General features: G+C 59.5%; 14 protein-coding genes and 1 tRNA gene. 6 read left to right on the top strand and 9 right to left on the bottom strand.

Annotated features, from left to right (window positions below; genetic code table 11):
* Positions 1–206: 206 nt before the first annotated feature.
* Entirely contained in the window at positions 207–1328 is a 1122-nt protein-coding gene (locus NW828_RS12570; protein ID WP_414384212.1) for an LptF/LptG family permease, read from the bottom strand.
* A gap of 246 nt (positions 1329–1574) precedes the next feature.
* On the opposite strand from NW828_RS12570, the gene NW828_RS12575 reads away from it, so the two are divergent.
* The gene (locus NW828_RS12575; RefSeq protein ID WP_414384213.1) at positions 1575–3029 is read left to right on the top strand and encodes a pyruvate kinase; all 1455 of its coding nucleotides are present in this window, start codon (positions 1575–1577) and stop codon (positions 3027–3029) included.
* A 12-nt stretch (positions 3030–3041) separates the two neighbouring features.
* Here the strand turns inward: NW828_RS12575 and lptB are convergent, their stop codons facing one another.
* On the bottom strand, positions 3042–3770 hold the full coding sequence (lptB, locus tag NW828_RS12580; RefSeq protein ID WP_011433949.1) for an LPS export ABC transporter ATP-binding protein: 729 nt from the start codon (positions 3768–3770) through the stop codon (positions 3042–3044).
* 25 nt (positions 3771–3795) lie between these two features.
* Here lptB and NW828_RS12585 point away from each other — a divergent pair, with 25 nt between their 5' ends.
* From NW828_RS12585 to NW828_RS12595, 3 genes are all read left to right on the top strand, one after another.
* Positions 3796–3969, top strand: a complete 174-nt coding sequence (locus tag NW828_RS12585; protein ID WP_414384215.1) for a hypothetical protein — start codon at positions 3796–3798, stop codon at positions 3967–3969.
* A 64-nt stretch (positions 3970–4033) separates the two neighbouring features.
* A complete protein-coding gene (locus tag NW828_RS12590) occupies positions 4034–4330 on the top strand; it encodes a hypothetical protein (RefSeq protein WP_011433947.1) in 297 nt (98 codons plus the stop codon).
* A gap of 167 nt (positions 4331–4497) precedes the next feature.
* Positions 4498–4989: a pentapeptide repeat-containing protein gene (locus tag NW828_RS12595; RefSeq protein WP_041436730.1), complete on the top strand. Its 492-nt coding sequence runs from the start codon at positions 4498–4500 to the stop codon at positions 4987–4989.
* Positions 4990–5065: 76 nt separating this feature from the next.
* Here NW828_RS12595 and NW828_RS12600 read toward each other — a convergent pair.
* From NW828_RS12600 to NW828_RS12625, 6 genes are all read right to left on the bottom strand, one after another.
* Positions 5066–5146, bottom strand: a tRNA-Leu gene (locus NW828_RS12600).
* Positions 5147–5236: 90 nt separating this feature from the next.
* Complete coding sequence (locus NW828_RS12605) at positions 5237–6160, bottom strand: NAD(+) kinase (protein ID WP_011433945.1); 924 nt, start codon at positions 6158–6160, stop codon at positions 5237–5239.
* A gap of 273 nt (positions 6161–6433) precedes the next feature.
* On the bottom strand, positions 6434–7006 hold the full coding sequence (locus NW828_RS12610; RefSeq protein WP_414384216.1) for a response regulator: 573 nt from the start codon (positions 7004–7006) through the stop codon (positions 6434–6436).
* A 287-nt stretch (positions 7007–7293) separates the two neighbouring features.
* Complete coding sequence (locus NW828_RS12615) at positions 7294–7608, bottom strand: DUF3007 family protein (RefSeq protein WP_414331908.1); 315 nt, start codon at positions 7606–7608, stop codon at positions 7294–7296.
* Between the two features lie 28 nt (positions 7609–7636).
* Positions 7637–7858 (bottom strand): NAD(P)H-quinone oxidoreductase subunit L, encoded by a 222-nt coding sequence (gene ndhL, locus NW828_RS12620; protein WP_414331907.1) that lies wholly within the window; start codon positions 7856–7858, stop codon positions 7637–7639.
* Between the two features lie 108 nt (positions 7859–7966).
* Positions 7967–8371, bottom strand: coding sequence for an NIL domain-containing protein (locus NW828_RS12625; RefSeq protein ID WP_414344412.1), 405 nt, complete (start codon positions 8369–8371; stop codon positions 7967–7969).
* Positions 8372–8666: 295 nt separating this feature from the next.
* Here NW828_RS12625 and NW828_RS12630 point away from each other — a divergent pair, with 295 nt between their 5' ends.
* Together NW828_RS12630 and NW828_RS12635 are read left to right on the top strand one after the other, a co-directional pair.
* Positions 8667–8837 (top strand): hypothetical protein, encoded by a 171-nt coding sequence (locus tag NW828_RS12630; RefSeq protein WP_414344414.1) that lies wholly within the window; start codon positions 8667–8669, stop codon positions 8835–8837.
* Positions 8838–8844: 7 nt separating this feature from the next.
* A complete protein-coding gene (locus tag NW828_RS12635; RefSeq protein ID WP_414384218.1) occupies positions 8845–11280 on the top strand; it encodes an endonuclease MutS2 in 2436 nt (811 codons plus the stop codon).
* A 95-nt stretch (positions 11281–11375) separates the two neighbouring features.
* Here the strand turns inward: NW828_RS12635 and NW828_RS12640 are convergent, their stop codons facing one another.
* Complete coding sequence (locus NW828_RS12640; RefSeq protein ID WP_011433939.1) at positions 11376–11630, bottom strand: hypothetical protein; 255 nt, start codon at positions 11628–11630, stop codon at positions 11376–11378.
* Between the last annotated feature and the right edge of the window lie 91 nt (positions 11631–11721).

The raw sequence follows: 11721 nt of genomic DNA on the forward strand, positions 1-11721 counted from the left end.
TAGTAATCCGTACTGAACATATTATACATTATTTTCAGTATAGTTGAGCTTATTATTGACTAGAGTCATGCTCCCCCCAAGATCAGCAGGGCTAATCCGCCAAACATCCAATTCATCCAAGCTTGAACTTCCATGGGGGAGCTCTCCAGAATACGAGAATCCATTGGGCAGTTTTATCCTACATCTGGAGAAACGGTGCCCAGCAGCTACTGATTGGCTCGGCAAAGCAACCCCAGCCCTACGGCGGCACAGATCAAGTTGGGCAACCAAGCCGCCATTGTTGGCCCCAGCGTCCCAATTTGTCCCAGCGCCTGGGTGATGAACAGCAGCACATAGAAGGCAAAGATAATCAGCACACTGATGCCCAACCCCAAAGAGGAACCGGTGCGCTGCGGGCGCAGCCCCAAAGGCACCCCAATCAGGGTAAACGCCAGACACGCGAAAGGAATGGCATACTTTTGGTTGAGGCTGACCTGCAGACGGCGCACCCGTTGCAGATCGCCAGAGCTGGCAATCACTTCGATATAATGGTTCAGCTCTCGAATGTTCATTTCCTCAGGGCTGCGGATCTCTTGAGCCAGCTCCAGTGGTGCGCGAGGCAGGCGCAACTCCTGCCGGCTGAAGGTGGCAATGTTGCTGTAGGTGCCATCCGGAGAAACGATGTAGTTGGTGCCATCCTCAAACACCCAAAGATTCTCTTGGGGATCCCAGCGTCCCCGTTGGGCCAGCAGGATTTGGTTGAGCGCTTCGTTGGAAAAATCTAGGACGATAATGCCGCGCATTTGCTTTCCATCGAAGCTGCGGGCGTAGAACTGACGGGTTAGCCCTTGTCGCCGGGAAAAGGTGCCGTCTGGCTCAGGCATGAGGATCTCGCCAAATTCTTGGTAGAGGATATTCTCCCGCCGGAAGTCCGGATCCCGATTTAAAGCTCGGTTCAAAGTCGTGGCTGCCTGGCGATTGCTCACCGGCACCACCAGCTCATTGAACAGAAACGTTAACGTCGTCACCAGCAAGCTGAGGATGAGGGCAGGCACCATGAGGCGGTAAAGGCTCACCCCGCAGCCGCGCAGGGCTGTGATTTCGCTATCGGCAGACAAGCGCCCATAAGCCAGCAACGTGGCCAGCAACATGGACATCGGGAACGTCAGGACGATGATCCCCGGCGCCCGCAACACAAACACCTGTAACGCCGCCGAAAGCGACAGACCCGCCTCCACCACCAGGCGCACCAGCTCAAACAGAGAGCTCACGGCCATCACCAGGGTGGTAAACGCCCCCACCCCAAAGAGAAACGGCAGGAGCATCTCGGAGAGGATGTAGCGATCCATCAGGCCTACTGCACAGACGAGGGAGAGCCTGCGGCAAGACTGCTTGACCGAACAAGGAGTGGGGGGAGAGGAGAGTTTCACGCAACCTAAGGGTAGTTGGGACAGCAAGCCCTTCGCCCAAGAGGTGAAGGCTGTTAACGACTTTAGACCGGAACCTTGGGGAACAAAAGGTTAATTCCCTCCCTTTCTCAATCCAATCCGCCTACGATCGACCTAGGCGGGCAGAGGACTGGGCTGGGTTCCAGCATGGCTTCTTTCCATCTCAAGGGTTTGCTGGAGCGGCTCCTGGAGCTACGACAGCAGGTTGTCGAGGGATCCCAGAACTACCTGGCCGCCTGGGGCTGCCTTGGGAACCCTCCTGCAGCCCTCTGCAACCTGGCGCGCTACCTGGCGCTACGCCAACACGATCTGCGCAACCTGCAATTGAAGCTGGCTGCGGTGGGGCTGTCCTCGCTGGGACGGTGTGAATCGCGGGTCTTAGAGACCCTGGATGCGGTGATCGCCACTTTGGCAGCCACGCAGGGCCTAAGCCACAAGGGGCCCAGCTATGAGGAGTTTTACGCTGGGGACATGGCGCTGGAGCAGCATGCTGAGGCGCTGTTTGGCCCTCCTTCTCCCCACCGCCGCGCCCGCATCATGGTGACCCTGCCCAGCGAAGCTGCCGAGCAGCCCGAGCTGCTGCTGCAACTGCTGCAACGGGGGATGAACGTGGCCCGGATCAACTGCGCCCACGACGATCCCCTGGTGTGGGAGAAAATGGTGGCCCACTTGCGCCAGGCCGAAGCCCAGGCCCAACGGCGTTGCAAGATTTTGCTGGACCTGGCCGGCCCCAAGATCCGCACCGGCCCAGTGGCCATGCCCCCCGGCAAAACCAAGGTGTACCGCGGGGATCGCATCCTGCTCACCGCGAAGGTTCCTGAGGCCAGCGCCGATATCTCCTGCCAGGTGACCTGCAGCCTGCCGGAGGTTTTGGCGCACCTGCAAGTGGGGGCAACCGTTTGGATCGACGACGGCAAAATCGGCGCCCGCGTGGTAAGGATCGAGCCGGCAGGCGTGGTGCTGGAGGTGGACAAAGTTGCCCCTCAGGGCAAGAAGTTGCGAGCAGAAAAAGGCCTCAATTTTCCTGACAGTCAGCTCCAGATCCGTTCCCTTACCGACAAAGACTGCCAAGACCTGGACTTTGTGGTGCGGCATGCCGACTTGGTGGGCTATTCCTTCGTCCAGCAGCCCGCGGACTTGCAGTTGCTGGTTTCTGAGCTGGAGCGGCGGCAGGCTCGCCCCGATCTGGGCTTGATCCTCAAGATGGAAACGCAGCAGGCGGTGAAAAACCTGCCGGCCTTGATCGCGACCGTTGCCGGCTGCCGGCCCCTGGGGGTGATGATTGCCCGCGGCGATCTCGCCGTGGAGATCGGTTGGCTGCGCTTGGGCGAGATCCAGGAGGAACTGCTGTGGATCTGCGAGGCAGCCCAGGTGCCGGTGGTCTGGGCTACCCAGGTGCTGGATCAGCTCACCAAGGAGGGCTTGCCCTCGCGGCCTGAGCTTTCCGATGCGGTGATGTCTGCCCGCGCCGAATGTGTGATGCTCAACAAGGGCCCCTACCTGCTGGAGGCGGTTGCCCTCCTGGACGAGCTGCTGGCTCGGATGCAGACCCACCAGCACAAGAAAAGCCAACGCCTGCGAGCTCTGTACTCCTGGAGGTGACCTGGAGCTGCCCTAGAGACGGAACTTCTCCCCCAGGTAATACTTGCGCACCAAGGGATCCGCCGCCAGCTCCGCCGCCGTGCCCTTGGCCAAAATGGCCCCGTCGTTGAGGATATAGGCCCGGTCGGTGATCTCCAGCGTCTCCCGCACGTTGTGGTCAGTAATCAAAACACCGATGCCCCGTTGCTTGAGCTTGGCCACCACCTCCTGAATATCCGCCACCGCGATGGGATCCACCCCCGCAAAGGGCTCATCCAGCAGCAGAAATTTCGGCCCGTGGATCCCAGCGGCCAAGGCACGGGCGATCTCCGCTCGGCGACGCTCCCCCCCCGATACCTGCAGGCCCAGGCTGTGGGCCACGTGGGCGATGCGAAACTCCTCCAGCAGTTGGTTGAGCCGCTGCTGCCAGAGGCGGCGAGGCACCCCCGTTTGCTCCATGATCAGCAGCAGGTTGTCTTGGATGCTGAGGCGACGAAAAATACTCGGCTCCTGGGCCAGGTAGCCGATCCCCAATTGGGCCCGGCGATGCATGGGCAGGTGGGTGATGTCTTGGTCATCCAACCAGACATGGCCGCGGTTGGGCTGGATCAGGCCAGTCATGATGTAGAACGTGGTGGTTTTCCCCGCCCCATTGGGGCCCAGGAGCCCCACGATTTCCCCCTGCTGAATGTTCAGGCTAACGTCGCTCACCACCTCACGGCGGCCATAGCGCTTACAGATGTTTTCTAAGTAGATCTGCATAGGGCCGGCACAGGGCTGCTGATCAATGCTTACTGATTCTGTAGGGCTGATTCTCTCCAACCGACAGGGATCCCGGCTGCCGCAGCGCACAGGCTACTTCCTCAAAGATGCCCCAAACCCCGCCCACAATCCAGGGGAGTGTAGGCAAAGTGGATCCCTCTCAAGCCAACTGGAGGGATCCTTAACGGGGTTCTCATAGCTCACGGCAACTGCTCGCCCCCCTCAAAATGGGATCATTTCACTAGGGGATCCCTGGCCTTCCCATGCTTCGCTGCCCAGCTTGCTACTGGCTCAACTCCAACTCCGATTATCGCTGTCGTCGCTGTGGGCACTTTTTGCGCCATCGCCCGCTTCCTGTTGCCGAGAAACTCAACCCAAGAAGGCCAACAACCAGCCCTGCCGGCTGGCGGGAAATCCGCTGGGATCGCGTCCTGACTTCCTCGGCAATACTCGGGGTTTTGGTGGGGTTGGGGCAACTGTCTTGGCATTGGGTGCAGCCGCTGCTCAAAGATCCACCCCTTCCCAGTGTTGGCAACGGCCCGGCAGCTTCGGGACGATAGGACTCCAAACGTCATCCCGCCCTGAGAGAGCCTGCTATCAGGTGGGCCAGACAGACCTGCGGAGTGGCCGAAGCCAGAAGATGCCACTATCATGTGACCAGCGCAGAACCATCCCCCTCTGCTGTGTCCCTTCACGTAAACCTTCAAAATTGTGAGGCTTGGTAACCATGAACCTCAATCTCAAAGTTCCCGCCATTTGGGCACTACTGGCCACGGCAGCCTTGGCTTCCTCTGCCGCAGCCACAACCTACAACTCTTGTTTTATGCGCTACCTCATGGCTTCCCGCACCTGTCCCAACTGCCGCCTGGGATCCATTGAGCTGAGCAATCTGGATTTGGCGGAGGCCAATTTCAGCGGTTCCGATCTCATTGAGGCCAATCTGGAGCGCACCATCTTGACGGGCGCCGATCTCAGCCAGTCTTACCTGGTGGGGGCCAATTTGCGGCGGGCTCAATTGGGGGGAGCCAACCTGAGTGGCGCTTACCTGGAGGGGGCAGACTTGCGGGGGGCCAACCTGCGGGGGGCCGATCTCTCTTCTGCATCCCTGTACGGCGCCGACTTGCGGGGGGCCGATCTACGCGACGCCAACCTGGTTGGGGCTGACCTGCGCTTTGCTCGCACCTGGGGCGCACGCCTGCAGGGTGCCGTTCGGGAATAGTGCCAAAGGCCGAAGCCAGCTTCCCCTCTCCCTCTCTGGGAGAGGGACTAATGAATAACGCGTACTAATTGCGTAATGCGGATGGCGAGACTCGAACTCGCAAGGCAAAGCCACACGCCCCTCAAACGTGCGCGTATACCAATTCCGCCACATCCGCTTCCGAGCCTAACCATCATAGCGACAGAGGGGTGGAGTTGTTAAGGGCATTGGCCATTTTGCAGCTATGGCTTGTCCTGCCTCGGCAAAGTTAAGGCAACTCCACCGACGTGGGCTTGGAAGCGTGGGGCAGTCCCCACCCCAACTTCTCTCGCATAACCCGGAAAAATTCCGGTCGGCGCAGGCGCATCAAATCTGTCCAATAGGGGGCACGTACCACCCGAATCTGGTCTTCCGGCATGATGTAGCAGCCGGCATTTCCATCTACCACCAAAACCAGTGGCTGAGGGGTAACGGGGCTAATCCATACTTCCTCCGAATCGGGGAAGACCAAGGCCCGCGACGCCATGGAATGGGGGCAGATGGGAATCAGCTGCAAAACCGGCACCCCCGGTGTGATCACCGGCCCACCCGCCGAGAGGGCATAGGCCGTCGAGCCGGTGGGAGTAGCCAAGATGACTCCGTCGGCAGCCACATCCAGAGGTGAGTGATCCCCGATGGTGATCTCGAAGTGGCACATGCTGGTCAAAGGCTCGCGGTGCAACACCATCTCGTTTAAGCTCAAGACCTCCCAGCGCAATTCTTGCCCTCGGTAGGCTTGCACCAGCAACATGCTGCGGCGATCCAGGGTGTATTCCCCGGCAATGGCGGCACTGGCTGCCTCTTCTAGGTGAGGAAGGTAGGTCTCCGTCAGAAAGCCCAGATGGCCCGTATTCACCGCCAACAAGGGGATCCCTTTGGGGGCCAGTTGCCGTGCTGCTGCCAAGACGGTGCCATCTCCCCCCAACACCACCGCAAACTTCATGGTTTGATCAAATCCAGCCGGGGCCAGGCTATCTACTTTGGTCAGGCAGATGGGGCTGTCGGGCTTGGCATAACCGAGGATACCGCCCCAGTTGGGGGCCACACAGACTTCCCAGCCCTGCTCCTGAAACCAGCGGGCTAGGGTTTCGCTGCTGCGTTTGGCGGCGGGTTTGGCGTCGTTGTAGAGGATCCCGGCTTTGGGCTTGGTCATGGGCAATGGGAAGGCAGAGGTGCCAAAACTCTATCAGTTCTGCAGGCCCCTCTGCTGGCCAGGTGATCCATTCCACAATTTCTGCCAGCAGACTTCGCTGATACATTGACGCTGAACAAGACGGGTAGCTTGCATGGCGAAGCCATACACTGCTGCCCGGGGCTGCAGCGATTGCATCCTGCTCGTTGCCAATCGGCAGCTCAACCCTAGCAGGGCAAGAAGCTACGAGAAGCTACGAGGAAAAACGAGTGACGGCAGGTTGGAACGAGTACCTCAATCGACAGGGCGACCCCGGTACATCAGTCGGTACTTCACCTGCGGGGTCAAGTCTTTTTGCCCTGGATCCCCTTCCGCGGTGATGGGTTGTGGAGGGGCGGTGGGAGAGTGGGCGCTCGGCTGTGGGGGAGGGGTGGAAGAAGATGTACGGCTGACCTCCGCCGGCCATAAGCCCGCTTGCTTCAGAGCCCTGTGGAGCGCCTCCGTGTCAATAGGTAAAAACCACCTGGCAGCCTCGTAAATTCGTTCGAGGGAGTGGAGAAGGTCGCCGGCCTCCGCCAAGCCAGGGATCACATCTGCTGCCCCCTGATAAATTGCCCAGCGCCGCTCTGCGGGCTCGATGTGGCGACGGGGGTGATGAGTCAGGATCACAGGGATGTTGGGCAGCTTACTTTGGCACTCTCGACAAAAGGCATAGGGGTTAAACAGCCCCGTCGTCATGTCCACCACCATCAGATCCAAATCCAGAGGCTGACTTGCTGCCACCTCCAGCAGATCTTCACGCGGGGAAACCAGCACCACAGAGTGCCCCTGAGACTCCAGCGCCAACTTCCAGAGATGAGATTGCAAGGGCTGGCCCTGAGCTAGCAGTATGGTTTTTCTCACAGTGGATGGAGATATGCGAGTAGAAGGAAAGGCAAAGGCTTGCACCACTTAATAATCCGTCGTACGCCAGAATCTTGTGCGGGGCGTAATGTAGCATTCTTAGGGGAAGCAAATGGTAACCGGATATACAGATATACAAGTATTGCGGTTTAAGCCCGACGCTCCATACCCTTAAACCTGGATCCCCAGCAGCCGACAGCCAATTTCTGGGTGCGGCCTGTCCGACGGCCTCAACGTTTGTCTTGCTCAATTCAATCTGGGATCCCTTCTTTCTCACTTTCCAATTCAGCTTGCAGGGCCTGCAACTCTTCTGGGGAGAGGGAGCGGAGCCTCTCTTGAATCTGCTGGGTCTCGAAGCTGGCCCATTGAGCCTTCAGGGTCATTTCCCCACGCAGCACCCGCTTCAGGTAGCCAAAAGTCCACCCCAAGCAGGCCAATAGAAGCACCACGCTCGATATCTGCTGCGCGGCCCCCGTATCCAAGCCCGCCCAAAGCAGCAGGCCGTAGAGGATCCCTCCCCCCAGCAGCAGGGCCAAGCCTATGCCAAGAACGTCCAATCTGCGCATGGCTCAGTGGATCGACAAACGGCTGACCTTACAGCGACCGAGGCTTGGGCCGAAACGTCATGAAGGGAGCCAAGAGCACCATGCCGGGAAAGAAAAACAAGACCAAGAAAAACATCAGCACCTTTTCCCAAGCACTGCCTGAAGTCCAGCGTTTGTCCACGTACAGCAGAGACAACAGAGGCAGCACCAGCAAATAGAGAACAGCCAAACCGGCATAAGTTAACCCAATCAACGATGTAGTAGAAGCCATGTCGAGTGCGCTCCGCAGCTAGACCTATGTCCAACAAATCTAACAGGATTGTAAAGGGATTTGTCAGCTTGGGGGAGTTCGTAACTCAGCCAACTGACCACAAACTGACTACAAGCTGGTGCTGATCGCCCCAACGGGGCAGGTGGCAACACACTGTTCGCACATGACACAGCGGTTGCGAGAGAACTCCAGCTTCCAGCTGGGAGCAGAAATCTTCAGGGCCTCGGTTGGGCAAACTCCCGTACACAATCCACAGTCCACGCACAAGTCTGGGTCGATTTGAATTTCCTTGGCCCGTTCAGTCACCTCAATGCCCAAAGACTGTACCCATTCCAATCCTGCTTCCACCTGGTCGATATCCCCCGACAGCTCCACCACCAAAGTACCCACTTCGTTGGGGGCTACCCTGGCGCGCACGATATTGGCAGCCACATCGAAGTCTTTGGCCAACCGATAGGTGAGAGGCACATTCACCAAATGGCGGGGGAAAATGAGGGTGACTCGTTTGCGCACGGATCTTGAGTGTTTTGAGTGCAGCAACTTCCTTCAGTATGGCAGGCTTGTGAGGTTCAGTTTGGCCGTGAATGCAGCTCACTTCCACCCTCCACAGGACACCCAAGGCGAACCCCACAGCGGTAGGGCGGGGCTTTGAACCCAGTTTTTCGGTGAGCTCAGCTTCTTGGGAAGATCACCAGAGGCAGCGCGTGAGACAACGGCGCCATTATCAGCGTGCCCCTCTCACCAAAAGCTATCTGTGGAAGCCGACCCAGAGCCTGCCACAATAGGATGGAGAGCGTCCCCGATCCCTATGAACCCATCTTTTGCTCAGCCCCGTCTCAACTCAGAGCAGTACCGCCAGATGCTGGTGCGGGATGGCGAACGTCGCTTCCGCGAGTGGCACACTGCCTTCCTCAAGTATCAACAGCAGTTTTTGCAAGAGATGAAGCAACTGCGTCTCCAGGGTTCCTTGCATCACTGAATGGTTAATGCCCACCGTCCCCACCTTGCACCCGCTGCCAGTCTTCTCCAAGCCCGATCCCTCCCCAAGGCCTACGGCCTGCCAAGACGAAGGGCAAGAAACTTTGGAATTGTTGGAGTGGCCCCGCCTCTGTCAACACTTGGCCACCTTTGCGGCCACACCCTTGGGCCGTCGTGCCTGCCTAGAGCTGGATCCCTGGCAGAGCCGCGCCGACAGCGAAGCCTACCTTGAGCAGACGGAAGAGGCGATCCGCCTCGATCGCACACAGGCCGGGGGACTTTCTATGGCAGGGATCCACAACCTGCTGCCGGCTTTGGAACGGGCCGAACGGGGGGGGATCCTGAGCGGGGAAGAGCTGGTGCAGATCGCTACAACTCTGGGGGCAGCCCGCCGCATTCGTCGTCTGATCGACGACCACGACCATCTGCCACGCTTGCAAACTTGGGTGAGCACCCTGCGCACCTACCCGGAGCTGGAGCAGGAGATCTTCCGCTGCCTGGAGGAACATGGCGAGGTGCGGGACAGCGCCAGCCCTGCCCTTGCCAATCTGCGCCAGCAGCAACGGCAACAGCGCAGCCAGATCCAGGAGCGCCTGCAACAGTTGATGAGCCAGTACCCCCAGGCGCTGCAGGACAACCTGATCGGCCAGCGGCAGGGGCGGTTTGTCCTGATGGTCAAGGCCACCCATCGGGATCTCATCCGCGGCATTGTGCATGACAGCTCTGCCAGTGGGGCCACCCTCTATGTGGAGCCCTACGCCGTGGTGGAACTGGGCAACCGCTGGCGAGAAACCCAAGTTCAGATTCAGGCGGAGGAAGAGCGGATCTTGGCCGCGCTCTCGGCTCAGGTGGCAGCCGTGGCCACCGATCTGGAGCATCTGCAGGGGGTGATGGTGGGGTTGGATGTGGCTCTGGCTCGGGGTCGCTACAGCCTCTGGCTGGAGGGCAATCGTCCCCAGTTTGTCTCGGCAGGATTGCGCCTGCGTCAGGCCAAGCACCCTCTGCTGCTCTGGCAGTCCCGCGCCGCCGCCCCTTCGGAGGGTCAAGGTTCTGCCGTTGTCCCCATCGACTTCACCCTCGCGGACTCGATTCGGGTCGTAGTCATCACCGGCCCCAACACCGGCGGCAAAACCGTTGCCCTGAAAACCCTGGGCCTGCTGGTGCTCATGGCCAAGGCGGGGATCTTCCTGCCGGCTCAGGATCCGCCCCAGCTGCCTTGGTTCGACGGGGTTTACGCCGACATTGGGGACGAGCAGTCGCTGCAACAAAATCTCTCCACCTTTTCGGGGCACATCCGCCGCATCAGCCGCATCGTGCAGGCCCTGCAGTCTGCTCCGGAGCCGGCCCTTGTCCTGTTGGATGAGGTGGGGGCGGGCACGGATCCCACCGAAGGCGCTGCCCTGGCGGCTGGGCTGTTGGAGTATCTCTCGGAAAAGGCGCTGCTCGCCCTGGCCACCACCCACTACGGCGAGTTGAAGGCCCTGAAATACCAACATCCCTGCTTTGAAAATGCCTCGGTGGAGTTTGATGAGGTCACCCTGGCCCCCACCTATCGCCTTTTGTGGGGGATCCCAGGCCGCTCCAACGCCTTGGCCATTGCCCAACGGCTGCAGTTGGATCCAGAGATTCTGCGGCGGGCCCAGCGGCACCTGCAGGGGGAAAGCCAGGTGGATAGGGTCATTGCCGGCCTGGAAGCGCAGCGGGCTCAATTGGAAGAGCGGGCGGCCCAGGTGGGATCCCTGCATCGAGAGCTGGAGAGCCTATATCAACAAATGCAACAGCGTAGCCGCCAAATCGCCGAGCGAGAAGCCCGGCTGGAGCAGAAGCAAAACCAAGAACTGCAAGCCCTGTTGGCTGCTGCCCGTCAGGAAGTGGCTGCCGCCATCCGCAAATTGCAGCAGGGAGAGGATCCCCAACGCATTACTGCCGAGCTGGCGCAAATCCAGCAGCGCTACTCTCCCCCACCGCCGCCTGTGGATATGGAGTTTGTGCCAGAGGTGGGAGATCGGGTGCGGCTGAGAGGCTTGGGGCAGACGGGAGAGGTGATCGCCATCGAAGGAGATGTATATGTAGTGCGCAGCGGCATCCTCAAATTCACAGTGCCACGGGGGCAGTTGGATCCCATTGACGAACACCAGGCCAAGCAGCGCCAACGCCCCAAAGCCCCACCTCCCTCCCCTGCAGCCACCGCTCCCCTGAACCTGCGCACCAGCCAGAACACCCTCGATCTGAGGGGGAAAACCGTTGCTGATGCTGAGGCCATTCTGGAACAGCACTTTGCCCAAGCTCCTCCCGGCCCGGTTTGGATCATCCACGGCCACGGCACAGGGCGCCTGAAAGCCGGCGTCCAGGCTTATCTCCAAAATCACCCGCGCGTTCAGCGTTTTTCAGCCGCTGATCCCGAAGACGGCGGTACTGGAGTGACCGTGGCTCATTTACAGTGAGGCTTGTACAGTGAGGCTTGCCAGTGCCAGAAGGGAGTAGGGGTGGTCGCGTTGGCATTCTCGAGTCGGAGACCGGACAAGTGCCGGGCAATGTCTCAAGCTTGACTGTGGAGCACTGCCGCTGCTGAGCTGACGGGCTGGGATCCCTTCTGTTGCCGCTGGCTTTGCCAGAGCCAGTAGCCCCGCACCAGTTGGCTATCCCCAATGAGCTTCAACATCACCGCCACCGTTGCACCTGTCCAACTGAGAGGCCCAAAGGCGGCGCCCGCTGCTGCCAACAGCGCCAACCCAGAAAGATTTAGCCCCAAGCCTTGCACCCACATCCACAAGACAGTCTCGCGCTCTGACATCTGTCAGCTCCTAGAGGAGCATGACTCTAGTCAATAATAAGCTCAACTATACTGAAAATAATGTATAATATGTTCAGTACGGATTACTACC

Source organism: Synechococcus sp. W55.2 (genome assembly GCF_047461635.1).
GTDB lineage: Bacteria > Cyanobacteriota > Cyanobacteriia > Thermostichales > Thermostichaceae > Thermostichus.